We start from the raw sequence: 25,796 nt of genomic DNA, 5'->3' as shown, positions 1-25,796 counted from the left end.
GCGCTACTTCTCCTCCGCGTTGCCGAATCCGAGGAACCTGCCCTGGAGGACCGTCACGATCGCGATGATGAGCGCCAGGATGAGCGCGCCGGCCGAGCCGCGGCCCAGGTCCTGCTGCGTGCCGAGGGCGGTCGTGTACAGGTACATCAGCGGCGGCCGGGCGTACGCCTGGTTCCCGATGAGGTTGTAGAACTCGTCGAACGCCTGGTACGCGGCGATGAGGATGAGCATGAGCACCGCCACCGAGGTGGCCCGCAGCTGCGGGAGCGTGATGTGCCAGAACGTCTGCCTCCCCGGCTTCGCACCGTCCACATAGGCGGCCTCGTACAGGTGCTCGGGGATCTGCTGGAGCGCGGCGATGAACAGGATCATGTAGAAGCCGCACTGGATCCACAGGCGCAGCGACACGATGACCAGCCAGTACCACGGCGGGCTCGGGTCGAACAGCCACGGCACGTCCTCGATGCCGAACAGGTCGAGCACCGAGTTCGCCATCCCGTACCGCACCCCGTTGAAGATCGACATCTTCCACACCAGCGACGCCACCACATAGGAGCACGAGAACGGCAGGAAGAACACCGACCGGAAGAACGCCCGCATCAGTCGCACCCGGTTGAGCAGCAGCGCCAGCCCGAGCGAGCAGGCGAAGGTCAGCGGCACGACGAAGGCCGCGAACACGGTGAACGTCACCAGGCTGTCGGTGAATGCGGCGTCCTGAAGCATCCGCGCGTAGTTGCCCAGGCCCACGAAGTCCTCGGGCAGGGGCGTGACGGTGTTGCGCGCGTCGAAGAACGACAGGTAGGCGCTCCAGACCACCGGGATGTACGTGAAGACGAGGAGCCCGATGAGGAAGGGCCCCACGAAGTACCAGAAGGTGAGTGCGGTCCGCCAGCCGCCCGTGCGGCGGCGGGGCCGGGGAGCGCGTCCCCCGGCACCCGCCGCCGCGTCGGGCGCGGCGGCCTCGGTCGAGACGGCCACGGTGCCTCCGGTCAGCCGAAGATCGAGTCGAGCTCGGTCTGGATGGTCTGGGCGGCGGTGTCGAACTCGGCGGAGGGGTCGGCGCCTTCGAGGACGATGTGGGTCATCATGTCGTCGACGGCGGTCTCCATGGTGGGGGTCCAGTTGGGGTCGTCGCCCCAGCCGTAGTCCTGGGAGATCTGGACGGCGGTGGCGGCGGGGCCCTCGGCGAGGGCGTCGGCGTTGGCGGCCATGGACTTGCGCGGCGGGATGTGGAAGCCGTAGGAGAGGCACCAGTCCTGGATGTACTCCTCGTTGTCGATCCACAGCCACTTGGCGAACGCCTTGGCCTCGTCCACGTGCTCGGACTTGGCGTTGACGAACGTGGACCAGCCGCCGTTGTAGACGGTCTGGGCGCCGCCCGCGAAGCCGGGGAAGGGCATGACGGCGATGTCGTCGCCGTAGGTGTCGATGATCTGCGGGAGGGCCCAGAGGCCGCACCACTGGATCGCGCACAGCCCCTGGATGATCGAGGACGGGTCCCAGGCTTCGGTGGGGGCGCCGATGAGGAGCGACCCGGACTCGTGGAGGGCCTTGACCTGGAGGGCCCCGGCGATGACGGTGTCCTTGTCGAAGCCGATCTGGAAGTCGTCGGTGAGGAGGGTCTGGCCCGCGGAGAAGACGATGGGCTGGAACAGCTTGGTCGCGGAGTCGTCGTTGCCGAGGAAGAGGCCCTTGACGTCCGAGGTGGTGAGTTCGGCCGCCGCGGCGGCGAGGTCGTCGAACGTGGCCGGCTCGGCGACGCCGGCGTCGGCGAGGAGCGAGGGCCGGTAGTAGAGGAACTGCGGGTCGTCGATCATCTGGATGCCGTAGATCTTGCCGTCGATCGAGTTGCGCTTGACGTCGATGTCGGTGAAGTCGTCGAGGACGCCGTCGAACAGGTCGTCGAGGGGGACGATCTGGCCGGAGTCCACCATGGAGCGGTTGAGGTGGCTCTCGAAGACGTCGGGGTAGTCGCCGGGGTTCTCGGCGAGGAGTCCGGAGGAGAGGGTGGTGTCGTAGTCGCCGGGGACCCAGTTGATGCTGACGGTGGCGTCTTCGTATGCGGCGGCGTACTTCTCGGCGGCCTCCTTCGTGCCGGCCTCGCCGTACTGGTGGTACCACTGGTAGAGGTTGACGCCGTCACTGGAGCCGCGGCCGGTGTTGGAGCCGCACGCGCCGAGCGCGCCGGCGCCCGCGGCGAGACCGCCGAGCGCGAGCATGCGGCGGCGGTCGAGCGCGAGAGCGGCGAGCGCCCGCCTGGACGGTCGGTTGTTGCTGTGGGCGACCATTTCTAGCTCCTCGCTACGTGGGAGGTCGGTGGGCTCCGGGGCGAGGCCGGGTCATGGTCGACGTCGCAGCGGAGAATCGACATGCGCCGATTCGTTGTCCAGTGTTGCGAGCATCACTCACTTTGTCAATGGGTTGAAGTAAGCCTCGGGGTAACGATTCGTGCGCGATCACGTTGGAAGCACTCGGTTTTTGGGGATCCGCGTTCCCGCAGCGTGCAGCATGAAAAGCGCCCCGTTGAGGTGACGCGTGGGGCGCGTGTGGCCGCGGCGGCGGTCCGGGGACCGCGGCCGCGCGGTGTGCGGTTGCGGGGCCGGTCCGGTCAGCGGCGGCTGCGGGACCCGACGGTGTTCAGGCGGTTCAAATGGCCTTCGAGAGCGAGGGCGGCGGCGCCGAGCGCGACCATGTTGCGCTCCTGGGTGTTCCGCTTCAGGCGGGCGGCCTTGAGCGGGGCCTCAAGGGCGTGGGCGGCGAGGCGGCGCTCGAACTCGGGCACGAGGGCGTCGCCGAGGGCCGCGGTGACCCAGCCGTCGAGCACGACCAGGTCGGGGTTGACGAGGTTGAGCAGGTTGGCGGCGCCCGCGGCCAGGGACTCGGCGACGGTCTCCACGGTGCGCACCGCGGCGGGCTCACCGGCCTCCCAGGCGGCGGCGAGCGCGGCCATGGCCTCGGTCTGGGACCCGGCGGCGCGGCCGCCGAACTCGTCCCACTGCCGCAGGATCGCGGGCGCGCCCACATAGGCTTCGATGCATCCCGTTGCACCGCAGCGGCACTGGGGTCCGGCGGGGTCGATGGTGGTGTGGCCCCACTCCCCCGCGGAGTTGGTGGCGCCGCGGTAGAGCTGGCCGCCGAAGGCGAGGCCGGCGCCGACGCCGGTGCCGAGGATGAGGACGGCGAGGCGGTCGACGCCGCGGCCGTCGCCGAACCAGAGCTCGCCGACGGTGATGGTCTTGAGCGGGTTGTCGAGGTAGACGGGGACGTCGAGGCGGAGGCGCTCGGTGAGGAGCCGGCGGAAGGGGACGTCGTGCCAGTCCCAGTTGGGGGCGAAGCCGGAGACGCCCCAGGTGACGTCGACCTGCCCGGGGAGGCTGACGCCGACGCCGAGGATGGCGCGGTCGCCGAGGCGCCCGCGGACCTGGTCCATGGCGGCGGCGATATGGCCGATGACCTGGTCGGGGCTGGTCTCGCTGGCCTCCATGCGCTCCTCGGCCCGGTCCACCACGGTGAGGGCGAGGTCGTAGGCCTCCAGTTGCACGTAGGTCTCGGCGACGTCGACGCCGATCATGACGCCGCCGCCCGCGTGGGGGGCGAGGAGGGCGCGGGGCCGTCCGCCGCCGGAGTCCTCGCGGCCCACCTCGACGACGACGCCGAGCTCGATGAGGTCGGTGACCAGGTTGGAGACCGTCGCCACGGACAGGTCGGTCTCGCGGGCGAGGATCTGGCGGGAGGTCGGCGCGTCCGCGATGAGGTGGCGCAGGACCGCGAAGCAGTTGCGCAGGCGGATGTCGCGCGAGGTGGACTTCATGGCTGAATGCTACGGCGGACGCGTCACTTTGTAAATGGGTTAGTTGAAGTGGCGGGTGCGGTTCACCCGGCGACGGGGGCGGCGGTTCCCGCGACCCGATATGCTCTGCAGCGGTTTCGGCCGCGGATTCGAGGGGTGGACGGCATGGAAGAGCGAGTGCTCGGCAGGACCGGCGCGAGCGTCGGCGTCGTGGGGTTCGGCGCCTGGCAGATCGGCGCGGACTGGAGCGAGGTCAGCGAGGACGACGCCGCGGCGGCCCTGGAGGCCGCGGCCGCGGCGGGCGTGACGTTCTACGACACCGCCGACGTCTACGGCGACGGCCGCTCCGAGCGCATCGTCGGCGCGTTCCGCAAGGCGCACCCGGGGGTCTTCGTGGCCACCAAGATGGGCCGGCGCGCCGAGCAGGTCCACGCGAACTACGGCGAGGCGAACTTCCTGTCCTGGAACGACGACTCGCGCTCGCGCCTCGACATGACCCCCCTCGACCTGGTGCAGCTCCACTGCCCGCCGACGAGCGTGTACGGCGACGACGCGGTGTTCGCCGTCCTCGACGCCATGGTCGCCGACGGCCGCATCGCCCACTACGGCGTGTCCGTCGAGACCTGCGAGGAGGCGCTGGCCGCGATCGCGCGTCCCGGCGTCGCGACCGTGCAGATCATCCTGAACCCGTTCCGCCAGAAGCCCCTCGAGCGCGTCCTCCCGGCCGCCGCCGAGGCCGGCGTGGGCATCATCGCGCGCGTCCCGCTCGCCTCGGGGCTCCTGTCGGGCAAGTACACCGCGGCGACCGAGTTCGCCGCCGACGACCACCGCAACTACAACCGCCGCGGCGAGGCGTTCGACGTCGGCGAGACCTTCGCGGGGGTCGACTTCGCAACCGGCCTCGCCGCGGTCGAGCGGATCCGGCCGCTCGTCCCCGAGGGGATGACCATGGCGCAGTTCGCGCTCCGCTGGATCCTCGACCAGCCCGGCCTCAGCGTCGTCATCCCCGGTGCCCGCAACGCCGCCCAGGCCGAGGCGAACGCCGCCGCGGCCGCCTTCGCGCCACTGCCCGAGGACCTGCACGACGAGGTCCGCAAGGTCTACGACGACCTCATCCGGCCCCAGGTCCACGACCGCTGGTAGCCCCCGCTGACGGCGGTCAGGCCGCGGGCTCCCAGGGGACCGCGGCGCTGAAGCCCGCCCCCAGCAGGCGCACGAGGTTCCAGTAGTCGTCGTCCTCGATTCCGTTCTGGTCGCCGAGCAGCGCCAGCGCGGACGGGAACGGCCGGCCCTCGCGCAGCTGCGCGAGCTCGACCAGGCGCGCCCGGTCGGCCTTCGGTTCGCCCGGCTCGTCGAGGCCCGCCAGCGCGGCGCGCAGCGCGGGCTGGAACGTGTCCGGCTCCCACATCGCCTCGATCTCGTCGAGTTCGATCGTGAGGTGCGCGCCGGGCGCTTCGGCGACGGCGCGGCGCAGCATCGCGGCGTGCTCGTCCAAGGGGCCTTCGGGGAAGAGCCGGTTGAGGACGGGGACGGCGGCGTCGAGCTGCGCGAGGGCGCGCTCCTTGGCGGTGAGCGGGGCGACGGCCTCCACAACCTGGTCGACGGTCTCGGCTGCGGGAGTGGGTATCTCGACGAAGTCGCCGTTCGGCCCGAGCTCGTAGTAGACGGCGTCGGGATCCGGTTCGATGACGACGGTCTGGGTGACGAGGTCGGCGGTCCGGAACATGGCGAGCCACAGCAGCGGTACGCACCGGACGTCGTAGGCGACCACGTCGGTGGCCGCGTTGAAGCCCTTGTCGGTGGTCGAGGGGTAGACGGTGCGGAGGTCGGTGGCGCACAGGTACGAGGAGTTCGGCATACCGGCAGCCTAGATCGCCCTGCCGACGCCGGTCGCCGCGTGCGCTGCCGCGGGTGGCGAGGACGCCTGCGGACCGGCCGGGTCGCCCCGGCCGGTCCGCGGGCGATCGCTAGGGGCGGTACCGGTCGCGGATCTCGGGTCCGGCGGTGAAGCCTCCGGACGCGTAGGTGGCGACGGCGCCGGGGTTGTCGGAGGGGGTGGCGACCACGGCGCTGGAGGCGCCGAGGTCGCGCAGGGCCGCGGCGGCGGCGATGGTGATCGCGCGGCCGAAGCCGCGGCCGCGGTGGTCGCGGTGGGCGCCCATCGGTTCGAGGAGGCCGGGCCGGCCGGGTCCGGCCGACCACACGGTCACTCCGGCGACGGGGACGCCGCCGTCGTAGGCGACCAGGCAGCGCGCGTCGGCGTAGGCGGCGCCGGCGGCCATGGCGTGCCAGCGTTCGACGGTGAAGGTGGTCTGGTCGAAGGAGGCGACGTGGATGTCGACTCGGTCCTGCACCCGGTCGGGGCCGACGGTCTCGATGTGGACGCCCGGGTCTTCGACGGGGTCGGTGAGGTCGCGGCGCAGGGGCGTCCAGGGGTCGTCGGTGGGCCAGCCGCGTTCGGCGAGGACGTCTTGGAGGGCGGCGTCGGCGGGTGCTTCGACGTTGACGCGGCCGGCGGGGAGGACGCCGCGGTCGGGGTCGGCGAGGTCGTCGGCGATGCGTTCGGCGAGGGCGCGGTCGTCGCGGGCGTCGGGTGCGGTGGTGAGGCGCAGGAGGTCGGGGCCGTCGAGGAGGCCGACGGCGAGGATGCGGCCGTCGCGGCTCCAGGTGCGGGTCGCGTCGGCGGCGGTGTCGGCGCCGAAGCGGTGGTACCAGCCGAGGTCGCCGGGGTGGAGCTGCATCACGGCGCCGTCGTGCTGCCAGTCGCGCAGGGCAGTGAGGGCCGCGGGGGTCTCGTGGGGCCGCGGTCGTTCCAGTGATGTCGTCATGGTGGCGATCTCACCGCACCGCGGCGGGGGACGCAACTGGTTTCCTCAGCGGAGGAGGCGGCCGCGGTCGGGGTCGGCGGTGAGGCGGACGGTGTCGAGGCGGAGGTCGGCGGGTCCGGGCATGGTCGATCCGGGGAGGGCGACGGTGGCGGTCCCCCAGGCCACGGCGGCGGCGAGGGCGTCGGGTCCGCTGCCGCCGGCGGCGAGGAATCCGGCGAGGGCGGCGTCTCCGGCGCCGACGGGGCTCGCGACCGGTCCGGTGAGCGGGGCCTCGGCGTGGTGGACGCCGCGGGCGTCGACGAGGATCGCGCCGTCGGGGCCGAGGCTGGCGAGGACCGCGTGGGCGCCGGCGGTGCGGAGCGCTTCGGCGGCGGTGACGGCGTCGCCGAGGGTGGCGACGGTGGTCCCGGCGGCTTCGGCGAGTTCGTCGCGGTTGGGGGCGACGAGGTCGGGGCGGGCGCGGAGGCTGGCGGCGAGGGCGGGCCCGGAGGTGTCGACGGCGGCGAGGACGCCGGCGTCGCGGGCGCGGGCGACGAGGTCGGCGTAGAAGTCGGCGCCGACCCCGGGGGGCAGGCTGCCGCAGCCGGCGATCCAGGACGCGGCCCGGTCGAGGGTGGGGGCGATGGCGGCGACGAGGAGTTCGTCGATCTCGGTGGGGCGCAGGGCGGGCCCGGACTCGTTGAGTTTGGTGACCGTGCCGTCGGCTTCGGCGATGGTGAGGTTCGAGCGGATGCCCTGGGAGACGGGCACCTCCTCGACCGGGACGCCGGCTTCGGCGAGGAGGTCGAGCAGTTCGGCTCCGGCGTGGCCGCCGGTGGTGAGGACCGCGCGGGTGGGGTGGCCGTTGGCGACGAGGGCGCGGGACACGTTGACGCCCTTGCCTCCCGGGTCGACGTGGTCGGAGGCGGCGCGGTGGATCCGGCCGCGCCGGAGCCGGTCGACGGCGATGGTGCGGTCGAGGCTGGGGTTGGCGGTGACCGTGACGATCATGCGGCTCCTCTTTCCGGTCGGCGCTCTTCGAACGGTACCCACCGTGCGGGCGGGCGGGCGCGTTTCGGCCGCGACGGCGTCCGGGGCGCGTGCTTGAATGCGGGCATGGGCATCACCATCCTCGAAGGCGACATCACCCGGCAGTCGGTGGACGCGATCGTCAACGCCGCGAACTCCTCGCTCCTGGGCGGCGGCGGGGTGGACGGGGCGATCCACCGCGCGGGCGGGCCCGCGATCCTCGACGCGTGCCGTGACCTGCGCGCCTCCCGGTACGGGAGGGGCCTGCCGACCGGGCAGGCGGTCGCGACGACGGCGGGGCGGCTGGACGCGCGCTGGGTGATCCACACCGTCGGCCCGGTGTACTCGGCGGAGGAGGAGCGCAGTGCGCTGCTGGCGTCGTGCTACCGGGAGTCGCTGCGGGTCGCCGACGGGCTCGGGGCCCGGTCGGTGGCGTTTCCGGCGGTCTCGGCGGGGGTATACGGCTGGCCTGCCGACTCGGCCGCGCGGATCGCGTTGGACACGGTGCGCGCGACCGCAACCGAAGTGGACGACGTCCGCTTCGTGCTCTTCACCGACGAGGTCTACGCGGCCTTCGATCGGGCGAGGGGCTGAGGCGCGGGCGTTCCTGCCGGGGGGCGTTCTTGTCGGGCGGCGTTCCTGTCAGGCGGCGTTCCTGTCAGGCGGCGTTGTCGGACCCTGCCGGTACGGTCGGACGCCCGCAACCGACGAAGGGGTCACCCGCATGAAGACGCTCACCGAAGACGCGTTCGCCGCCGCGGAACGCTATCTCGAACTCCACGCCAGGCTCGTCGACCGACTCCGGTTCGCGCACGCGTTCCTGGACGCCCCGGGCGAACTGGTGCGCAACGCCGTCGCCGCCTACCAGAACCTCGACGGCGGTTTCGGGCACGCGCTCGAACCGGACCTGCGCGGCTCGGGCAGCCAGCCGCAGGGCGCCGAGATCGCACTGTGGATGGTCGAGGGCATCGCGGGCGCGGAGGAGCCGATGCTGCTGCGCGCGTGCGACTGGCTCGCCGCCCACACCGCCGAGGACGGGGGCGTGCCGTGGGTCCTGCCCAGCGTCCTCGACGACGAGCGCGGCCCGTGGTGGCAGCCGCAGGGCGAGCGGCCCCCGGGTGCGCTCAACCCGACCGGGCCCCTCGCCGGGCTGCTCCACGCGTACGGCGTCGACCACCCGTGGCTGGAGCCGGCGACCGCGTTCTGCTGGAAGGCGATCGCCGAGATCAGCGAGGTCGGGGCGTACGACGCGATGTGCATCCTCAACTTCCTCGAACGCGTCCCGGACCGCGAGCGCGCCGAGGCCGAGTTCCAGCGGCTGCGGGCCTCGCTGCGCGGCGCGGCCGCGATCGACCCGGACGCGCCCGGGCACGTCCACTCCCCCGTCGACCTCGCGCCCGCGCCGGACACGCTGGCGCGACGCCTGTTCAGCGACGACGAGATCGACCTGCACCTCGACCGCGTGATCGCCGACCAGGGCGAGGACGGCGGGTGGGCCCCGAACTTCGAGATGTGGACGCCCGTGGTCGCCCACGAATGGGGCGGGTACCTGACGCTCGCGCGGCTCAAGACGCTCAAGGCGTACGGGCGCATCGGGAAGTGAGGCGGCCCCGCCTCGGGAGGCGGGGCCGCAGACGCGTTCGGGTCAGGCGGGCTTGCGGGCCTCGCCGGCCAGGTGGGGGCTGACCTTGAGGGGGTAGGGCAGGAACGGGAGCCGCTCGGGGGCGAGGCCGGCGGTGTCGAACCCGGCGGCGGTGAGGGCGGCGCCGGTGTCGCGCGAGGTGTGGCAGCCGCCGAACACGTGCGACCACAGCACGACGTCGAAGAGGTATTCGAACGCGCGGATGTTGCGGTTCGCCGAGCCCACGTGCTCCAGGAGGACGAGTCGCCCGCCGGGCTTGAGGACGCGGTGCACCTCGGCGAGGGCGCGCGCCTGGTCCTCGACCGAGCAGAGCACCAGGGTGCACACGACCGCGTCGAAGGAGTCGTTCTCGAAGGCGAGCTGCTCGGCCTGCCCGTCGAGGACGACGGCCTTGAGGCCCAGCTCCTCGGCGCGTTCGCGGCCGAGCTCCCGCATGGCCTCCTCGGGTTCGACGGCGACCAGTTCGGTGACGGCGCCGGGGTAGTGCGTGAAGTTGGCGCCGTGGCCGCTGCCGACCTCGAGCACCCGTCCGCTGAGTCCTGCCAGGAGCCGCGCCCGCTGCTCGCCGAGGCCGCGGTCCTCGAGGGACGCGGCGGCCTTGGGGTACCAGCGGGCGAAGAGGCGGTGGCTCCTTCGTGCCATGATCACTCCTCGTCGTTCTGCGACCGGGCCAGGAGGACGACGGCCACCACGATGGCCAGCAGCAGGATCACGGCCACGAGGAAGGTGTCGACCGCGAACAGGGCGTTGAGGCCCCATGCGAGGAACGGTGCCATGATCACCAGGACCGCTGTGAGGGCGATCCACCTCGCGTTGCGGCTCATGAAGTCCATCGGCGCTCCTCCCGGGTTCACACCGAGCCTACGGGAGCGCGGCGCCCGGCGGGGTCGCCGGTCCGGGGTGTGCCGGTCCGTCCCCTTCAGAGCCTAGTTGGTGCGGGTGTTGGGGAGGTGGTCGCCGAGGTAGCCGATCCACACCCTCCCGGTGGCGCCGCCGGCGTCGTCGAGGAAGTGCATGCGCGGCGCGGGCGAGCCGATGGGCTGGAGCTTGATGTGCGCGGGCATGTAGACGCGCCCCGACGGGTCGACCTCGGCGGCGACGCGGAAGACGCGGGCGCGGTAGAACTTCGGGTTCCCCGACACCGAGTCGGACTCCTTCATGGACACCATGGTCGGGGTGAGGTGCGGTTCGCCCGCGAGCGGGCGCGAGCACCAGTCGTAGAACCCGCCGGTGAAGCGGTCCTCCGCGCGGGCCGCGGCGTAGGCGTCGAGGGCGCGGAGGGCGTCCCACGCCTTCCAGGCCCAGCGGCGGCGCTGGCGCGGGTAGGTGACGTCGAGGCGCGAGACCTCGGTGTCGAGCCCGTCGGGCAGCTCCACGCGGCGCAGCTGCTTGCGGGCGCGCTGGACGACGTCCATGAGGCTCTCGGCGACGAAGGGCCCCTCGGGGCCGTCGTCCTGGATCCCGTAGACGGGGTCGGCGTGCTCGGCCAGGCGCCCCTCCAGCCAGCGGATCCGGTCCTGGGCCTTGCGCTCCTGCTCCTGGAGCTCCACGAAGTCGAGTTCGAGCCGGTCGTACTCGCGGCGGAGCCGGTCGTGCTCGTCGCCGCGCGAGCGTCGGCCCAGCAGCCCGGTGGTCTCGACGGCGCGCGTGAGCGCTTCGAGGTGCGCGGACATGGTCCTGATGAGCGCGGTGGTCTCGGAGTCGCCGCCGCGCGCCATGTCGACCAGCGCGCCCAGGACGGCGTCGTCGAGGTGGTCGGCGAGCCGTTCGGCGATCCCGGCCGCGAGCGCGCCGGTGCCGTCGTCCGCGGGCGCGGCGAGGACCGCCGCGGCCGGCTCGGGGACGGCGGGTGCGGTCGCGGCGGGAGGTTCGGGGGCGGCCGGGGCCGCGGGCGGTTCGGCCTTGGGGGGTGCGGTCGGCTTGGGGGGCTTGGGCGGGCGCGGCACGGCGATGGCGGCCGGGCTCGGCGGGGCGGCGTGGAGCGCGGCCGGGTCGAGGGCGCCGGCGAGGACGCGGCCGACCCGCTGCTCGGTCTGGCGGATGTCGGCGGGCACCTGCCGGTGCACGGACAGCTCCACGACCCCGGTGACGACCACGTCGAGCGCGCGGGTCCCGTGCTCGCGGATGGCGTTGCCGCCGCGCGGCTGGTGGCGCATCGCGTAGGACTCCTCGCCGGGCCGTACGCCCGGCAGGTAGGTGCGCAGGCCCCCGCCGAAGACGCTCAGGTCGGCGCCGAGCCAGGTGTTCAGGTCGTCCTGGGTCCTGGTGTCGTACAGGCGGACCACGGAGGCGACGCCCGCGAGGGCCTCGGCGAGGTGGTCGGCGCAGGCGGCCGCGGTGTTCGGGTCGGCGCGGTCGACGGTGAGAACGATGACCGGGACGGCCCGGGAGCGGTGCGCGAGCCGCGCGGTGAGGTCCCGGACCTCCTCGGGGCCGACGACGTGAGCGCCGGCCTCGACCGGGACGGCGCCGTCGGTGGCGCGGCCGGTCGCGAGGTAGGCGGCCACGAACCCGGGGGCGCGGACGGCCCCGGCGGTCTCGGTCAGGTCGCCCTCGACGGTGACCAGCACCCAGTTCCGGTCGGGCTTGCGGCCCTCGGCCCAGGTCGCGGTGGTGCGCAGTCGGCCCCGGCCGGTCGGCTCGTCGAGGGTGTAGCGGCCGCAGGCCGCGGTGTCGGCGAGGGTGACGCGGGTGCGGCCCTTGGTGCGCTCCACGAGCGGCGCGCCGTCGTCCTCGACGCCCGCCCACGCGGCGAAGCACCGCCGCAGGCGCGGGCCGAGCCGCTGCCCGCCGTCGCGCAGTACTGCCTGGTAGAACAGCGTCACAGTGCCTCCAGGGGTCCTACAGCGGCCACGTTGAGGGAACATGCTACGGGAGGCGGGGCGCCGCGTCGTCCCTCAAATCCAATAGGGACGGACAAGGGGGCCGGAAGCAGGGGTGTGCCGGGAACGCGTCGGGCCCGCCTCCTCCAGGAGGCGGGCCCGACGCGGCTCGACAGTGTCTTGACGGCTCGAAGTGGCCGGTGCGGCGGCTCAGGCGGACTCGGCGGCCGGCTCGTCCTTCTCGGCGGGCTGGTTCGCCTTGTCGAGGACCGGGCCGCCCACGTCGCGCTCGGCGAGGTGGCGGCGCACCGAGTAGGCCACGGCCGCGATCCACACGACCGCGATGGCGATGTAGGCGATGATCTGGACGGTGTTCGAGGCGCCGATCCAGTCCGAGCGCAGCAGCGTCCGCACGTTCGTCAGGATGATGACGCCGCCGACGGCCGACCCGAGGACCCGCGGCGGGATGTGCCGCACCAGCCAGGCCGCGATCGGCGCCGCGATGAGGCCGCCGACGAGCAGCACGCCGACCCACGCGAAGTCGATGCCCTGGCTGCCGAGCGCGAACAGGAAGCCGAGCGAGGCCGCCAGCGCGACCAGGAACTCGGAGGTGTCGATCGAGCCGATGACCTTGCGGGGCTCGATGCGCCCGCTGGCGAGGAGGGCGGGCGTGCCGACCGGGCCCCAGCCGCCGCCGCCGGTGGCGTCGAGGAAGCCGCCGACGAGGCCGAGCGGGGTGAGGAACCGCTTGCGCAGGGGCTTGCCGAGGTTGCGGCTGTCGAGGCCGCGGAGGGTGAAGCGGATGAGCAGGTAGAGGCCGAGGCCGAGGAGGATCGTGGACATGACCGGGGCGGCGATCTCGGTGGAGAGCCAGGACAGGAAGGTGGCGCCGGCGAAGGCGCCGACGGCGCCGGGGATGCCGATCTTGAGGACGACCTTCCAGTCGACGTTCCCGAAGCGCCAGTGGGAGGCGCCGGAGGCGAGGGTGGTGCCGATCTCGGCGAGGTGGACGGTGGCGGAGGCCGCGGCGGGGTTGGTGCCGATCGCCAGGAGCAGGGTGGTCGACGTGACGCCGTAGGCCATGCCGAGGCTGCCGTCGACGAGCTGGGCGACCAGGCCGACGATGCCGAGGAGGACGAGGGTTTTCACGGGGCTGCCTTCCGAGACGTGACCGGGCGAATATCTCTACCAAATCTATGGGAAATATAGATTGGATGGGGGTGAACGTCAACCGCAGGTCCCGGTCCGCGGGAAGCGGCGGCCGGTCGCGTGACGGGTGTGGGACGCGGGGCGCCGGGTGTCACCTGATCCGGGATTTCCTTGCGAACGCCGGACACGGCACCGCGCGGGGGCCAGAATCGGGCCCAGAAGCCGCCGCCGGCGGCACCTCAGGAAGGAAGGCGCCCATGAGCCAACTCATCGCCGTGGCCTACCCGGACGTCCCCACCGCCCAGACGGTCCTCGGCAAGCTCGCGGACATGCAGAAACGCGAGCTCATCAAGCTCGCCGACGCCGTGGTGGTCGAGCGCCGCGACGACGGCAAGGTCAAGCTCCACCAATCCACGTCCCTGGTCGGCGTCAGCGCCGCGGGCGGGGCCCTGTGGGGCGGTCTCATCGGCCTGCTGTTCTTCGCACCGCTGCTCGGCATGGCCGTCGGCGCGGCCGCGGGGGCCGCGGGCGGCGCGCTCACCGACATCGGCGTGGACGACTCGTTCATGAAGGACCTCGGCACCGAGCTCGCTCCGGGCACGGCGGCACTGGTCCTGCTGGTCGTCTCCGCGACCGAGGACAAGGTCGTCGAGGAGCTCGGCGGCCAGTACCAGGGGCGCCTGCTCCAGACGAACCTCTCTTCGGAGGACGAGCAGCGGCTGCGCGAGGCCATCGACGCAGTCCAGGCGAACGCCTCCTGAGAGCACGGTGCGGACGGCGGCGGCGGCTCCCAGCGCCGCCGCCGTCCGTTTTCCCTGTTGAGAACTCCCCCGATCCGTGATCTGGCTACGCTCTCGGCATGCCACGGGGAGCGAAGACCACGCAGATACAGGACTACATCCGGTCCTACGTCGCGCCCGAGACCCCGTGGGACCGGATCGCGTCGGGCCATCCCGCCTCGGCGCTGCTGCTGCGGCTGCTGCCGCTGATCCTGGTCGTCGCGACGCTCCCGCTGGTGTACTTCGTGCCGGAGATGGACAAGTTCGCGGAGTTCGCGCTGGTGTTCCTGCCCGCGTTCACGGCGATGCTGAACGGGCCGCTCGCGACCGTGGCGGCGACGATGTGCGTGGTCGCGGTCATCAGCGCCGGGGACGAGGCGCTGGGGCTGCTCCCCTATCCGCAGTCGACCTGGTCGGACCTGCCGCCGGTGATCGCCGTGGGCGTGCTGTGCACGATCCTGGCGTGGGTGCGGACGCGGACGATCGTGCGCCTGGTGAAGATGACGGCGGTCGCCGAGACGGTGCAGCGGGCGATCCTGCCCGAGCTGCCGGGGAGCATCGGCGGCCTGACGGTGGCGGTGGCGTACCGGACGCACGACGGCAGTCCGGGCCTGGTCGGCGGGGACTTCTACGACGTGCAGGAGACGGACGCGGGGATCAGGGCGGTGGTCGGCGACGTGCAGGGGCACGGGCTGGGCACGGTGCACCTGACCGAGGCGCTGCTGGGGACGTTCCGGGAGCGGGCGCTGGACGACCCGGACCTGCCGACGCTCGCGGCGCGGCTGGAGCGGCGGGTGCGGCTGCACAACCGGGGCAAGGGCGAGTGGGAGCAGTCGTTCGCGACCGCCGCGCTCATCGAGATCACGCCCCGGCACGACACGATCCGGGTGGTGCTGTGCGGGCACCCGGCGCCGCTCCTGGTGCGCGGTTCGGCCGAGCCGATCGCGGCCCGGCCGAGTCCGCCGCTGGGCCTCACCGACTTCGGGCTCCAGCAGCCGGTGGTGCGGGAGGCCGCGATCATGCCCGGCGACGTGGTGGTGGCGTTCACCGACGGGCTGGTGGAGGGCCGGACCGCGGACGGGCAGTCGTTCCCGCTCATCGCGATGGTCAACGCGCACATCGCGTCGGGGGTGCGGGACCCGGGGCGGCTGCACCGCAAGCTCAAGGCGGACTTCGAGGGCGGCGGGTACCTGCGCGAGGACGACCTGACCATCCTCATCATCCAGGTGCCGCCGGCGCCGTCCCGGTGAGACGCCGGCGGCGGCCCCGCGAGTGCGGGGCCGCCGTCGAAGTCGGTGCGGTGGTGGCCGGGCCGCTATTCGGCGGCGGGCTCGTGCGGGTCGCCGAAGTAGGAGCGCTCGCCGGAGGTGCCCGGGTCGCCCACGGGGACGAGGACTTCGACGGTCTCGCCGTTGGAGAACTCGAAGACGAGTTCGACGCCCGACCCCATGTCGACGTCGCGTTCGAGGCCGTCGAGGAGCAGGAACGAGCCGGTCGTGGGGGTCAGGCGCACGAAGTCGCCCGCGGGGATCTCGACGGTGAAGTCGGGTTCGCCGACGATCTCGGCGACGGCCTCCTCGTCCTCGCCCGCGGGGGTCTCGGAGGCGTCGTCGCCGGGCGAGGCAGTGGCCTCGCCCGTGGGGGTCTCGGCGGCGTCGCCACTCGGGGTCTCGGCGCCGGCGGGGCTCTCGGGGGCCTCTTCCATGACGATCTCGGCGGCGAGGACGACGGCCGCCGCGTCGGGGCTCGTCACCGACTCCAGGACCACGGCGGTCTCGCCCTTGTTGCCGATCCAGACCCGCAGGGGGGCCTGGCCGCCCTCGGGATAGGAGCCGTTGGCGCCGAAGTCGATCTGGAGGTCGCGCAGGACGAGGTCCCCCGCGTCCGCGTCGACTCCGGAAATGGCCGGCTGCGTCCTGCTGGTCTCGGCGTGCTGGCCGGCGCCGCACCCGGTCAGGGCCAGCGCCAGGGCCGCGGCCCCGACCAGTCCGGCAGCCGCCCGGCGGCCCGCCCTCGCGTCTCGTCTCTCCACAGCGCCACCTTAATTGCGCGCGAGGCCCGCACCCGGGCACGACATACCGGCGAGTCCGCATTGTCGTACCCCCGCGGCAGGGTGGAACCCGGGGGCCCGCAGGTCGGGTAGTACGTGACATGTCACATGGCACCCGGGTTCAGGCGGGGCGGCGGCGGCCGACCGCGCGGTGGTCGAGCGCGGCGAGGACCTGGTCGATGAGGGCCGGGTCGTTGCCGGGCGAGGACCGCATCTGGAGGAGCTGGGCGGTGGAGGCCGAGAGCATCTCGCTCTCGATGCGCTGCATGGCGTCGAACTTCTCGACCATCCGCTCGGTCTCGGGGTCCTCGCGGTCCTCGACGAGGGAGGCGACCTGGCCGGCGCGGCGGTCGTACCACTGCTCCATGCGGGCGGCGACCTCGTCGTCGATCTCGCCCTGCTGCCGGAGTTCGCGCAGGCGGCGGGTGGCGGCCTTCCCGGACTCGATCATGATGGCGCGCAGGGCCTCGGTCTCCTTGTCGGTGTCGGCCTTGACGCCGAGGAGGGCGATGAGGCCGGGCAGGGTCAGGCCCTGGGCGAGGAGCGTGGCGATGACGACGACCACGGACAGGAACTGGATCTGCTCGCGGCCGGGGAACGGCGAGCCGTCCGCGATCGTCTCGGGGAGGGCGAGCGCGGTGACGATGGTGACGACGCCGCGCATGCCGGCCCAGGCGGTGACGACGGCCAGGCGCGGGTGCTCCCCCAACTGCTTCCAGCCGATGCCGGTGCGCCCCAGGAGGATCGCGAGGCCGAGCCAGAGGGCGCGGACGGCGATGACGGCGCCCGCGACGGCGAGGGCCTTCCAGAGGAGGTCGCCGACGCCGTCGCCGACGGCCTGGATGATGTCGACCAGCTCCATGCCGACGAGCGCGAACGTGAGCGCGTTCAGGGCGGTCTCCAGGACCTCCCAGACCGACCCTTGGACGAGGCGGCCCTCGTAGTCGTCGGGGTCGTTGGAGCGGGCGACGAGGTAGAACGCCGCGCAGATGACCGCGAGGACCCCGGACGCCTTGACGGCGTCGGCGAGGAGGAACGCGATGTAGGGGCCGGTCAGGCCCAGGGCGGTGGTGACGCGGCTGTCGTCCACGAGGGACCCGAGCTTGACGAGCACCCAGCCGACCCCGATGCCGATCGCGACAGCGACGACCGCGGAGTAGGCGAACAGGCCCGCGGACCAGGCCGCGGAGACCGAGCCGGTGACGACGCCGATGACGGCGACGTTGTAGAGGGTCAGGGCGGTGACGTCGTTGAACAGGCCCTCGCCTTCGAGGATGGTGACGAGGCGGCGGGGCAGGCCGAGCCGGTCTGCGATCGCGGAGACGGCGGCGGCGTCGGGCGGGGCGCAGATCGCGCCGAGGACGACGGCGGCCGTCAGCGGCAGGACCGGGCTGATCGTGGCCGCCAGCAGGGCGACCGCGGCGGCGGTGACGAAGACGAGGACCACCGCGAGGAAGATGATCGGCCGCCAGTTCGCGGCGAAGTGGCGCCACGAGTACTTGCGGGCGGCGGCCCACAGCAGCGGCGGCAGGAGCACCGGGAGGAGGTGCTCGGGGTTCAGGTCGAGCGCGGGCATGCCGGGGACGAGGCCGAGCGCAAGCCCGTACAGGCAGATGAGGACCGGCGCGGGGATGCGCATCCACTCCGCGGCGGCGGTCAGCAGGAGCCCGCCCACGGTGAGGGCGAACAGAATCGCCACCAGTTCCATCCGGTCTCCAATGGTTGTGCCTGGAGCGATCTTAGGCCGTGCGGCCAGCGGCCGAACCGGAGATTATGGGATGGAATGCCGCTATCGTTCGGCCTATGAGCACTGTCGACACCGCCGAGCGCCCGGCCGGCGCGGAGGCCGCCCCGCCGGTCCTGAGCAGGTCCCGCCGGAACCTCGTGTTCGTCACGATCCTCCTCGGGATGCTCATGGCGGCGCTGGACCAGACGATCGTGTCGACGGCGCTGCCGACGATCGTCGCCGACCTCGGCGGGGCCGGGCACATGGCATGGGTCGTCACGTCCTACCTGCTCGCGGAGGCGATCGCGTCGGCGGTCGTCGGCAAGTTCGGCGACATGTTCGGGCGCAAGTCGATCTTCCAGATCAGCGCGGTCGTGTTCGTCGGCGGGTCGGCGCTGGCCGGGTTCAGCGACGACATGGTGTTCCTCATCGTCGCCCGCGCGGTGCAGGGGCTGGGCGCCGGCGGCCTCATGGTCACCGCGATGGCGCTCATCGCCGACGTCATCCCGCTGCGCGAGCGCGGCAAGTACCAGGGCGCCATGGGCGCGGTGTTCGGCGTGACCACGGTGCTCGGGCCGACGCTCGGCGGCCTGTTCACCGACCACCTGTCGTGGCGGTGGTGCTTCTACGTGAACGTCCCGATCGCAGTGGTCATGATCGCGATGGCCGCCGCGACGGTGCCGCGCGTGCGCTCGGCGGTGCGCCCGATCATCGACTACTGGGGGCTCATCTTCGTCGCGGTCGGCACCTCGCTGCTCATCCTGGCGCTGGAGTGGGGCGGCGACGACTACGCGTGGGACTCGGCGACGATCCTCGGCATGTTCGCCGGGGCCGTCGCGGCGCTGGTCGTGTTCGTGCTCGTCGAGATCCGCGCCCCGGAGCCGATCCTGCCCATGTGGCTGTTCAGGAACCCGGTGTTCACCGTGTCCTCGATCCTCAGCTTCATCGTCGGGTTCGCGATGCTCGGGGCGATGACGTACCTGCCGACCTACCTCCAGTACGTCGACGGCGTGTCGGCCACGGTCTCGGGGTACCGGACGCTGCCGATGGTCGTCGGGATGCTCACCACCTCGATCCTGTCGGGGTCGGTGGTCAGCCGCACCGGCAGGTACAAGCTGTTCCCGGTCGCGGGCACCGGCGTTATGGCCCTCGGCCTCTACCTGATGTCCACCATGGACAGGGCGACGAGCGTGTGGCTGGAGTCGCTGTACATGCTCGTGTTCGGACTCGGGCTGGGCCTGGCGATGCAGGTGCTCACCATCGCCGTCCAGAACACGGTCCCGTACGCGCAGATGGGCGCCGCGACCTCGGGCGTGACGTTCTTCCGCACCGTCGGCTCGACGTTCGGCACCGCGATCTTCGGGACCCTGTTCGTGAACCACTCGACGCCGCTGCTGGCGGCCGCGTACGCCGAGGCGGGCGTCGACCCGGCCGCGGTGGCGAGCCCCGCGGCGCTGCACGAGCTGCCCGAGAATGTCATCGCGCCCATCGTGAACGCCTACGCCGACTCCATCAACTTCGTGTTCTTCTGGACCGTCCCCGTGGCGATCCTCGGGTTCCTCGTCGCGTGGTTCCTCCAGGAGCGGCCGCTGCACGACGCGGCCCGCGGCCGCGCGGGCGACATGGGCGAGGGCTTCGCGGCCCCCGACCCGTCGCCGTCCGAGGAGCGCCTCGCGCGGATGGTCGCCGACCTCATGCAGCGCGAGCGGCGCACCGTCTACACCGAGGTGTACGAGTCGGCGGCGGGCGCGAGCGCCCTCGACCGGGCCGGGTCCTGGGCGCTGCGGCAGGTCTACATGCGGCAGGCCGCCGGGGCCGAGGCGACCTTGGTGAAGATCGCGGCGGCGCACCGGCTGCCACCGCAGGTGCTGCAACCGGTGTTCGTGCAGGCGGTCCGGGAGGGCTACCTCGCCGTCGACGCCGGGCGGTTGCGCCTGACGCCGCGCGGGCGGGCCGAGTTCGAGCTGTTCGTGACGGCCTGGAAGCGCTGGCTCGACCGGCACCTGGACGACTGGAGCCTCGCCGACCCGCAGGACCGCGAGGTGTTCAACCGCTCGGTCGCGCACCTGGCGCGGGACATCGCCGAGCAGGAGTCCTTCGACGAGGCGGACCGCCGCGAGGCGAAGGCGGACGCGTCCGCTTGAGATCCGCTGGGCGGGAACGGCTCGGGCCGTTCCCGCCCTTCGCGTTCACTCCTTGACGGGCTCGGACCCGCTGGCGCGGTCGCGAGTGCCGCCGGAGACGGGGACCAGTGCGGGTTCGTCCCCGGCGACGAGCACCGCGTCGGCGCCGCCGTGGTCGCCCGGCCCGGCGGGGCCGAGGCTCCCGGCGATGAACAGGTACTTGGGGCCGAGCAGCGCCGCCATGAGGGCGCCGGTGCCGGTCCAGGTGAGGTTCATGCCCGCCATCTCCAAGCGGCTCTCGGTGGGCTGCAAGTGAATGTTGTGCCCGGCCACGAGCGTCGGACCCCGGTCGGCCTCCTGGTCGCGGATCGCTCGCAGGTGCTCGGCCATGAGCGCGTCCCGCAGGCCGGAGAGGCGGCTCCAGCGCTCGGCCTCGGCGAGGGGCTGCGCGGCCTGCCGGTGGTAGCGCAGCAGCCCGCGCGCGGTGAGGGCGTGGGCCAGCGCGCGGTGGTGCGCCGCCCGCGACCGGGCGGCGGGCGGTGCGTCGCGGACGGCCGCGAGCAGCCGGTCGGCGATCACGCCGAGTTCGCGGGCCTCGGGGGTGTCCCCGGGTGAGGCGGCGGGGTCGGTGACGGCCTCGGTGCGGCTCCAGCGCTCGTCCTCGCCTGCGAGGGAGGCGATGTCGAGGTCGAGGCCGAGGTGGTCGCGGACGTGTTCGAGGGCGGCGCGGGGGCTGGGGGCGGTGAACTCGAACGGGCCGTCGATGCCGTGGAAGGCGAGGCGGTCGGCGGGCTCCCGGTCCCGGTTGTAGTCGCGCATCCATTCGACCAGGCGCCGGTTGCCGTCGAAGGCGCCGAAGCCGTGCGAGAAGCCGTCGTCCATGGCGGCGTCCAGGGTGCCGGTGCCCTCGCGCACGTAGTCGTCCACAGTGAAGGCGGCGGCCCGGTCGGTCTCCAGGGCGAAGGAGCGGAACCCGCGGTCGGCGAGGCGGGCGAAGAGGGCGTTGCGGGCCTCTTGGAAGGCGGGTTCGCGGTGGTCGGCCTCGCCGGCGCCGACCAGTTCATGGGTGTCGTTCACGAGATCGTCGAGTTGCATGGTCTGAAACGTATCGTTGAAAGAACCGTTGAGACTTGGAGCAGGTCTGCTCTCGGATCGGTGAGGTAAAGTCTCAAACCATGATGCGACTTCGGCCCGCCGACCTGGCGCGGGAGCACGGCCTGTCGGCCCAGGCGGTGCGCAACTACGAGCGCGACGGGTACCTGCCGGTGGCCGAGCGCACCGCGAGCGGGTACCGGGTCTACACGGAGGTGCACGCGGCGGCGCTGCGCGCGTTCCTGGCTTTGGTGCGCGCGTACGGGCACGCCGTCGCGGGCGAGGTCATGCACGCGGCCGGGGAGGGCAGTGTCGACGAGGTCCTGATGGTGGTCGACCGCGGGCACGAGCAGCTGCTGCGGGACCGGGCGACGCTCGAGTCGGTGCGGGCCGCGGTCGGCCGGCTCACCGCCGGGCCCGCGGCGGAGGCGGCGAAGCCGTTCACGCCCTTCACCGTCGGCGAACTCGCGTACCGGCTGCGGGTCACCCCGGCGACGCTGCGGAACTGGGAGGAGGCCGGGATCCTCGCGCCCGAGCGCGATCGGGCCACCGGCTACCGGCGGTTCGCGGCGGCCGACGTGCGCGACGCCGAACTCGCCCACCTGCTGCGGCGCGGCGGGTACCCGCTGGAGCACATCGCGACGGTCGTGCAGCAGGTGCGCACCGCGGGCGGCACCGACGCGCTCGCGGCGTCCCTCGACGACTGGGGCCGGCGCCTGCGGGGCCGGGGCCTGGCCATGCTCGACGCGGCCGCGCAGCTCAGCGCCTACCTGCGACTGATCGGCTCGGTGCGATAGGACGGCCGTCGGGGCCGGGCCTCATACTGGGTGACCGCCATGTCACATAGCACTGAGGAGCAACGATGCCCGCCCGAGTCGCCCGGCCGGACACGCCGATGACCCTGCCCGAACTGGACGGCCGCCGCGCCAGCTACCGGGAGCGCGTCGGCGAGGCCCTGCGCGCCGCCATCATCGCCGGGCAGCTCGCCCCGGGCCGGGTCTACTCGGTCCCGGCGCTCGCCGAGCAGTTCGGCGTCTCCGCCACGCCCGTCCGCGAGGCCATGCTCGATCTGGTCAAGGAGGAGCTGCTGGAACCGGTGCCCAACAAGGGGTTCCGGGTCACCACGGTCTCGGAGGACCGGCTCGACGAGTACACGCGGCTGCGGGAACTCATCGAGATCCCCACGGTGGTGGCGCTCGCGGAGACGGCGGACCCGGAGGCGATCGAGGCGCTGCGCCCGCTCGCCCAGGCGATCGTCGACGCGGCATCCGAGGAGGACCTGCTCGCGTATGTGGAAGCCGACATGCGGTTCCATCTGGCACTGCTGTCCTTGTCGGGCAACGGGACCCTGGTCGAGACGGTTCGGAACCTGCGGCTGCGCTCGCGCCTGTACGGGCTGACGGCGCTGCTGGAGCTCGGCGAGCTGGAGGAGTCGGCGGTGGAGCACCTGGAACTCCTCGAATGCCTCCTCACCCGCGACCCGAAGGCGACGCGCAACGTCATGGAGCTGCACCTGAGCCATGTGCGCGGCAAATGGGCTCAGCCCTGACGCAGCTTGGGTGGCATGTGACATGCCACTGTCCTCTCAGGCGCTGACACGCCGCTCCGGCGCCGACCGCGCGTCGATCAGCGCCTCGGCGGGCACTGGCACGTCACGCATCACGCGTCACATATCACTGCACGGGCAACGGCCGCGAGTGGTGCGCTCGCGGCCGTCGTGCGGTGCGTCGGGTCAGTTCTTGCCCCGGCCCTCGCAGTCGTCGACGTGGTCGCCGTGGACCCGGTGCACGTGCCCGTCGTGCATGTAGTCGGTGTGGTCCCCGTGCTGCACCGCGGTGTGTCCGCAGTCCTTGCCGTGCCGGTGCGCGTGTCCGGCGTGTTCCTTGTGCGCGGCCATGTCGCCGCCCTCCTCAATCGTGCCGTGTTGCTGAGCCGGCGCCCTGGGCGCGGCTCGCTCGTCACCGTAACGGCGCGCGCGGGCCCGTTCGGAGGCTTTCGCGATCGCGAAGCGACGGGTTCACGACAGTCGGGGCGCGTTCAGGCGTGCGCGGCGTGGTCGAGGGCCTCGACGATCGTGTCGGCGGTGTGCGTGGGCCGGTAGTCGGCCGGGGCCCAGGTGCGGCCGAGGTGGAGCCAGACGCTGGGGACGCCGAGGCGGTGGGCGCCGAGGATGTCGGTGTCGTCGCGGTCGCCGATCATCCAGGCGTCCTCCAGGGTCCCGTCGACGGCGGCAGCGGCGGCGTGGAACACGGCCGGTTCGGGCTTGTCGGCACCGACGGCCTCGCTGACGATCGCGGCGTCGACGAGCTGGTCGAGCCCGGCGTTGCGGATCTTCCCGGTCTGGCCGGCGACGGGCCCGTTGGTGACGATGACGACGCGGTGCCCGGCGGCGCGCACGCGTGCGAGCGCGTCCGCGGTATCGGGGGCGAGGCGGGCGTTGTCGCGGGAGCAGCGCAGCAGCGCCGTGATGAGGTCGTCCTCGGTGAGGCCGAGGTCGAGGCGGTCGAGGATCGCCTGCGCGACCTGGGGCCGGGGCGTGTAGCCGCGGTCGTCGACGGCGGTGATCCAGTCGGCGTGCTCGGCGGGGAGGCCGTGCTCGGCGAGGAGCGCGACCAGGCCGGTGCGGAAGCCGGCGTCGCGGTCGATGAGGGTGTTGTCGAGGTCGATCATCAAGAGCGTCACGGCAGTGAGGGTAGTCGCGTGCGGACGCGGCGTCGAGGGCCGACGGATGCCGGGGATGGCGTCGTCGCCGTTGCCGTCGTCGCCGAAATGGTCGTCGCCGTTGCGGGCCGGTACGCCTTCCGGTCGCCGAGGTCCCAGGCGTTCAGGGCGATCGCGGTGGCGGGGTCGCCTCCGGGTCCGGGGAAGACCGGCGGGCGTCGCGGATGGCGATGGCCGCGTTGAGGAGTCCGATGTGGCTGAACGCCTGCGGGAAGTTCCCGAGCATCGCGCCGGTGGCGGTGTCGATCTCCTCGGAGAGGAGCCCGAGGTCGTTGGCGCAGGTGGCGGCCAGGTCGAACGCCTCGGCCGCGCGGTCGGGGCGGCCGGTGAGCGCGAGCGCCTGGGCGAGCCAGAACGTGCACATCACGAAGGAGCCCTCGGCACCGTCGAGGCCGTCGCTGCCGGTCTCGTAGCGGCGCACCAGGCCCCGCGCGTCGCGCAGCCGCCGGTCGATCGCATCCACAGTGGAGATCAGGCGCGGGTCGTCGGCGGGGAGGAACCCGGAGGCGGGCATGGCGAGGACGGCGGCGTCGAGGTCGTCGGCGCCGAAGGCCGCGCAGAACGCGCCGACCTCGGGGTTCCAGCCCCGGGTCTCGATGGCCTCGCGCACCCGGTCGCGGGCGGCGGCCCAGTCGCCGGCCCGGTCAGCGGCGCCCAGGCGGTGGGCGAACTTGACGGCCCGGTCGAGGGCGACCCAGCACATGAGCTTGGAGTACACGTAGTGGCGCGGCTCGCCGCGGGACTCCCAGATGCCCTGGTCGGCCTGCTCCCACTGGTCGGCGGCGGCGTCGGCGATCCCGGCGAGGAAGCGCCGCGCGGGCTCGTCGAGTCCTTGCAGGTGGCCGCGCAGGTGCCAGGCGGCGTCGAGGAGTTCGCCGTAGACGTCGAGCTGCGGCTGGAGCCAGGCGGCGTTGCCGACGCGGACGGGGCGCGAGTCGCGCCAGCCCGCGAGGTGGCCGAGTTCGCGTTCGGAGAGGTCGTGCTCGCCGCCGATGCCGAACATGATCTGGAGCGGCTTCTCGGGCTGGTAGTGGGCGGCGGCGCGGGTCATGAACTCGAAGAACTCGACGGCCTCGCCGTGACAGCCGGCGGCGGCGAGGGCCTGCACGGTGAAGCTGGCGTCGCGCACCCAGGCGTAGCGGTAGTCCCAGTTGCGGCCGGCCCCGACGGCTTCGGGCAGGGAGGTGGTCGGGGCGGCGACGATCGCGCCGGTGGGCTGGTAGCGGAGGGCTTCGAGGACGAGGACGGAACGGTCGATGAGCGCTTCGTACGGACCGGGCCAGCCCGGGTGGGCGTCGTGCCAGTCCTGCCAGGCGAGGATCGTCTCGTCGAGGGCGGCCTGGACGGCCTCGGAGGACCAGGCCGGGGGCGGGTCCTGGGCGAGGTCGGCGGTCTGGACGGCGAAGTGGAGCGAATGGCCCTTGTGGAGGGTGGTGCGGGTGGTGGCGCCGTCCTCGCCGGAGTCGAGCGGGACGGGGCTGGTGAGGACGAAGCGGGCGGGGCCGCCGGTGGCGAGGACGCCGCCGGGCACGGGCGTGAAGATGGGGCTGACGAGCCCGTACTCGGGGCGGGGCCGGAACGCGAAGTCGATCTCGACTTCGCCTGCGGTGCATTCGATCACGCGGAGAGTGGCGATGGGCGCCCCGGCGCCGAGGCGAATGCGGCCGCGGTCGGTGGCGGGCCCGAGGGCGAGGGCGTCGGTGAGGACGGCGGTGCCGGCGTCGGTGGTGAAGGTGGTGCGGAGGACGAAGGTGTCGCCGACGTAGGCGCGTTCGCTCCAGAAAGGCGCGGTGGGGCGGATGGACCAGTGGCCGGCGTCGGGGTCGAGGAGGCGGCCGAGGACGGCGGGGCTGTCGAAGCGGGGGCGGCACAGCCAGTCGATGGAGCCGTCGGACGAGACGAGCGCCGCAGTGTGGCGGTCGGAGAGGAGGGCGTAGTCCTCGATGGGGCGTCCGTTCGCCGGGTGCGGGTCCATGTCGCTCCTCTCCTCTGGGCGACAGCGTAACCGGTCGGGAGCGGGGCGGCAGGGACTCGAAAACGATGGACGACCCGACTTATTCGCGGGC

The 25,796-nt window shown here is 72.9% G+C and carries 24 protein-coding genes; 8 read left to right on the top strand and 16 right to left on the bottom strand.

The window, feature by feature from the left end; genetic code table 11:
• Positions 1–3: 3 nt before the first annotated feature.
• The 3 genes from BLS99_RS05885 to BLS99_RS05875 form a co-directional block, all read right to left on the bottom strand.
• Complete coding sequence (locus BLS99_RS05885) at positions 4–978, bottom strand: carbohydrate ABC transporter permease (protein ID WP_091045276.1); 975 nt, start codon at positions 976–978, stop codon at positions 4–6.
• Between the two features lie 11 nt (positions 979–989).
• Positions 990–2,288 carry an ABC transporter substrate-binding protein gene (locus BLS99_RS05880; RefSeq protein ID WP_091045272.1) on the bottom strand — a complete coding sequence of 433 codons (1,299 nt, stop codon included), beginning with the start codon at positions 2,286–2,288 and terminating at the stop codon, positions 990–992.
• A 320-nt stretch (positions 2,289–2,608) separates the two neighbouring features.
• The gene (locus BLS99_RS05875) at positions 2,609–3,811 is read right to left on the bottom strand and encodes an ROK family transcriptional regulator (RefSeq protein WP_091045268.1); all 1,203 of its coding nucleotides are present in this window, start codon (positions 3,809–3,811) and stop codon (positions 2,609–2,611) included.
• 144 nt (positions 3,812–3,955) lie between these two features.
• Here BLS99_RS05875 and BLS99_RS05870 point away from each other — a divergent pair, with 144 nt between their 5' ends.
• Complete coding sequence (locus BLS99_RS05870) at positions 3,956–4,933, top strand: aldo/keto reductase (RefSeq protein ID WP_091047660.1); 978 nt, start codon at positions 3,956–3,958, stop codon at positions 4,931–4,933.
• A 16-nt stretch (positions 4,934–4,949) separates the two neighbouring features.
• Here the strand turns inward: BLS99_RS05870 and BLS99_RS05865 are convergent, their stop codons facing one another.
• The 3 genes from BLS99_RS05865 to pfkB form a co-directional block, all read right to left on the bottom strand.
• The gene (locus BLS99_RS05865; protein WP_091045265.1) at positions 4,950–5,648 is read right to left on the bottom strand and encodes a hypothetical protein; all 699 of its coding nucleotides are present in this window, start codon (positions 5,646–5,648) and stop codon (positions 4,950–4,952) included.
• 109 nt (positions 5,649–5,757) lie between these two features.
• Entirely contained in the window at positions 5,758–6,618 is an 861-nt protein-coding gene (locus tag BLS99_RS05860; RefSeq protein WP_091047656.1) for a GNAT family N-acetyltransferase, read from the bottom strand.
• A 45-nt stretch (positions 6,619–6,663) separates the two neighbouring features.
• Positions 6,664–7,608, bottom strand: a complete 945-nt coding sequence (pfkB, locus tag BLS99_RS05855) for a 1-phosphofructokinase (RefSeq protein WP_091045262.1) — start codon at positions 7,606–7,608, stop codon at positions 6,664–6,666.
• A 105-nt stretch (positions 7,609–7,713) separates the two neighbouring features.
• On the opposite strand from pfkB, the gene BLS99_RS05850 reads away from it, so the two are divergent.
• Positions 7,714–8,220: an O-acetyl-ADP-ribose deacetylase gene (locus BLS99_RS05850; protein ID WP_091045258.1), complete on the top strand. Its 507-nt coding sequence runs from the start codon at positions 7,714–7,716 to the stop codon at positions 8,218–8,220.
• 130 nt (positions 8,221–8,350) lie between these two features.
• The gene (locus BLS99_RS05845) at positions 8,351–9,229 is read left to right on the top strand and encodes a hypothetical protein (protein ID WP_091045255.1); all 879 of its coding nucleotides are present in this window, start codon (positions 8,351–8,353) and stop codon (positions 9,227–9,229) included.
• A 42-nt stretch (positions 9,230–9,271) separates the two neighbouring features.
• Here BLS99_RS05845 and BLS99_RS05840 read toward each other — a convergent pair whose 3' ends face one another.
• The 4 genes from BLS99_RS05840 to BLS99_RS05830 form a co-directional block, all read right to left on the bottom strand.
• On the bottom strand, positions 9,272–9,910 hold the full coding sequence (locus BLS99_RS05840; protein WP_176953223.1) for a class I SAM-dependent methyltransferase: 639 nt from the start codon (positions 9,908–9,910) through the stop codon (positions 9,272–9,274).
• Positions 9,911–9,912: 2 nt separating this feature from the next.
• Entirely contained in the window at positions 9,913–10,101 is a 189-nt protein-coding gene (locus tag BLS99_RS26045; RefSeq protein ID WP_176953222.1) for a hypothetical protein, read from the bottom strand.
• A 93-nt stretch (positions 10,102–10,194) separates the two neighbouring features.
• The gene (locus BLS99_RS05835) at positions 10,195–12,093 is read right to left on the bottom strand and encodes a hypothetical protein (protein WP_091045249.1); all 1,899 of its coding nucleotides are present in this window, start codon (positions 12,091–12,093) and stop codon (positions 10,195–10,197) included.
• Between the two features lie 207 nt (positions 12,094–12,300).
• Positions 12,301–13,239, bottom strand: a complete 939-nt coding sequence (locus BLS99_RS05830; RefSeq protein ID WP_091045246.1) for a sulfite exporter TauE/SafE family protein — start codon at positions 13,237–13,239, stop codon at positions 12,301–12,303.
• A gap of 257 nt (positions 13,240–13,496) precedes the next feature.
• Here BLS99_RS05830 and BLS99_RS05825 point away from each other — a divergent pair, with 257 nt between their 5' ends.
• Both BLS99_RS05825 and BLS99_RS05820 read left to right on the top strand, forming a co-directional pair.
• Positions 13,497–14,000 (top strand): DUF1269 domain-containing protein, encoded by a 504-nt coding sequence (locus BLS99_RS05825; protein WP_091045243.1) that lies wholly within the window; start codon positions 13,497–13,499, stop codon positions 13,998–14,000.
• 98 nt (positions 14,001–14,098) lie between these two features.
• On the top strand, positions 14,099–15,268 hold the full coding sequence (locus BLS99_RS05820; RefSeq protein ID WP_091045240.1) for a PP2C family protein-serine/threonine phosphatase: 1,170 nt from the start codon (positions 14,099–14,101) through the stop codon (positions 15,266–15,268).
• A gap of 65 nt (positions 15,269–15,333) precedes the next feature.
• Here BLS99_RS05820 and BLS99_RS05815 read toward each other — a convergent pair whose 3' ends face one another.
• The gene (locus tag BLS99_RS05815; RefSeq protein WP_091045236.1) at positions 15,334–16,050 is read right to left on the bottom strand and encodes a hypothetical protein; all 717 of its coding nucleotides are present in this window, start codon (positions 16,048–16,050) and stop codon (positions 15,334–15,336) included.
• 139 nt (positions 16,051–16,189) lie between these two features.
• On the bottom strand, positions 16,190–17,767 hold the full coding sequence (locus tag BLS99_RS05810) for a cation:proton antiporter (RefSeq protein ID WP_176953221.1): 1,578 nt from the start codon (positions 17,765–17,767) through the stop codon (positions 16,190–16,192).
• A gap of 104 nt (positions 17,768–17,871) precedes the next feature.
• On the opposite strand from BLS99_RS05810, the gene BLS99_RS05805 reads away from it, so the two are divergent.
• The gene (locus BLS99_RS05805; RefSeq protein ID WP_091045224.1) at positions 17,872–19,938 is read left to right on the top strand and encodes an MDR family MFS transporter; all 2,067 of its coding nucleotides are present in this window, start codon (positions 17,872–17,874) and stop codon (positions 19,936–19,938) included.
• A 45-nt stretch (positions 19,939–19,983) separates the two neighbouring features.
• Here BLS99_RS05805 and BLS99_RS05800 read toward each other — a convergent pair whose 3' ends face one another.
• Positions 19,984–21,012 carry an erythromycin esterase family protein gene (locus BLS99_RS05800; RefSeq protein ID WP_091045220.1) on the bottom strand — a complete coding sequence of 343 codons (1,029 nt, stop codon included), beginning with the start codon at positions 21,010–21,012 and terminating at the stop codon, positions 19,984–19,986.
• An 80-nt stretch (positions 21,013–21,092) separates the two neighbouring features.
• On the opposite strand from BLS99_RS05800, the gene BLS99_RS05795 reads away from it, so the two are divergent.
• Both BLS99_RS05795 and BLS99_RS05790 read left to right on the top strand, forming a co-directional pair.
• Positions 21,093–21,806, top strand: coding sequence for a TioE family transcriptional regulator (locus BLS99_RS05795; RefSeq protein ID WP_091045219.1), 714 nt, complete (start codon positions 21,093–21,095; stop codon positions 21,804–21,806).
• Positions 21,807–21,871: 65 nt separating this feature from the next.
• Positions 21,872–22,558, top strand: a complete 687-nt coding sequence (locus BLS99_RS05790) for a GntR family transcriptional regulator (protein ID WP_091045218.1) — start codon at positions 21,872–21,874, stop codon at positions 22,556–22,558.
• A gap of 183 nt (positions 22,559–22,741) precedes the next feature.
• Here the strand turns inward: BLS99_RS05790 and BLS99_RS26040 are convergent, their stop codons facing one another.
• From BLS99_RS26040 to BLS99_RS27310, 3 genes are all read right to left on the bottom strand, one after another.
• Complete coding sequence (locus BLS99_RS26040) at positions 22,742–22,906, bottom strand: hypothetical protein (RefSeq protein WP_176953211.1); 165 nt, start codon at positions 22,904–22,906, stop codon at positions 22,742–22,744.
• Positions 22,907–23,046: 140 nt separating this feature from the next.
• On the bottom strand, positions 23,047–23,691 hold the full coding sequence (locus tag BLS99_RS05780) for an HAD family hydrolase (protein ID WP_218126303.1): 645 nt from the start codon (positions 23,689–23,691) through the stop codon (positions 23,047–23,049).
• Positions 23,692–23,833: 142 nt separating this feature from the next.
• On the bottom strand, positions 23,834–25,705 hold the full coding sequence (locus tag BLS99_RS27310) for a glycoside hydrolase family 15 protein (RefSeq protein WP_091045217.1): 1,872 nt from the start codon (positions 25,703–25,705) through the stop codon (positions 23,834–23,836).
• Between the last annotated feature and the right edge of the window lie 91 nt (positions 25,706–25,796).

Source organism: Glycomyces sambucus (genome assembly GCF_900102815.1).
GTDB lineage: Bacteria > Actinomycetota > Actinomycetes > Mycobacteriales > Micromonosporaceae > Glycomyces > Glycomyces sambucus.
Note: the sequence above shows the minus strand (reverse complement) of the source record. Positions and strands in the feature narration are given on the sequence as shown.

Coding starts and splice junctions, on each gene's coding strand:
- BLS99_RS05795 (WP_091045219.1), top strand. CDS start 21,093: ATGATGCGACTTCGGCCCGCCGACCTGGCGCGGGAGCACGGCCTGTCG.
- BLS99_RS05825 (WP_091045243.1), top strand. CDS start 13,497: ATGAGCCAACTCATCGCCGTGGCCTACCCGGACGTCCCCACCGCCCAG.
- BLS99_RS26040 (WP_176953211.1), bottom strand. CDS start 22,906: ATGGCCGCGCACAAGGAACACGCCGGACACGCGCACCGGCACGGCAAG.
- pfkB (WP_091045262.1), bottom strand. CDS start 7,608: ATGATCGTCACGGTCACCGCCAACCCCAGCCTCGACCGCACCATCGCC.
- BLS99_RS05870 (WP_091047660.1), top strand. CDS start 3,956: ATGGAAGAGCGAGTGCTCGGCAGGACCGGCGCGAGCGTCGGCGTCGTG.
- BLS99_RS05865 (WP_091045265.1), bottom strand. CDS start 5,648: ATGCCGAACTCCTCGTACCTGTGCGCCACCGACCTCCGCACCGTCTAC.
- BLS99_RS26045 (WP_176953222.1), bottom strand. CDS start 10,101: ATGGACTTCATGAGCCGCAACGCGAGGTGGATCGCCCTCACAGCGGTC.
- BLS99_RS05805 (WP_091045224.1), top strand. CDS start 17,872: ATGAGCACTGTCGACACCGCCGAGCGCCCGGCCGGCGCGGAGGCCGCC.
- BLS99_RS05880 (WP_091045272.1), bottom strand. CDS start 2,288: ATGGTCGCCCACAGCAACAACCGACCGTCCAGGCGGGCGCTCGCCGCT.
- BLS99_RS27310 (WP_091045217.1), bottom strand. CDS start 25,705: ATGGACCCGCACCCGGCGAACGGACGCCCCATCGAGGACTACGCCCTC.
- BLS99_RS05840 (WP_176953223.1), bottom strand. CDS start 9,910: ATGGCACGAAGGAGCCACCGCCTCTTCGCCCGCTGGTACCCCAAGGCC.
- BLS99_RS05860 (WP_091047656.1), bottom strand. CDS start 6,618: ATGACGACATCACTGGAACGACCGCGGCCCCACGAGACCCCCGCGGCC.
- BLS99_RS05875 (WP_091045268.1), bottom strand. CDS start 3,811: ATGAAGTCCACCTCGCGCGACATCCGCCTGCGCAACTGCTTCGCGGTC.
- BLS99_RS05850 (WP_091045258.1), top strand. CDS start 7,714: ATGGGCATCACCATCCTCGAAGGCGACATCACCCGGCAGTCGGTGGAC.
- BLS99_RS05845 (WP_091045255.1), top strand. CDS start 8,351: ATGAAGACGCTCACCGAAGACGCGTTCGCCGCCGCGGAACGCTATCTC.
- BLS99_RS05800 (WP_091045220.1), bottom strand. CDS start 21,012: ATGCAACTCGACGATCTCGTGAACGACACCCATGAACTGGTCGGCGCC.
- BLS99_RS05790 (WP_091045218.1), top strand. CDS start 21,872: ATGCCCGCCCGAGTCGCCCGGCCGGACACGCCGATGACCCTGCCCGAA.
- BLS99_RS05820 (WP_091045240.1), top strand. CDS start 14,099: ATGCCACGGGGAGCGAAGACCACGCAGATACAGGACTACATCCGGTCC.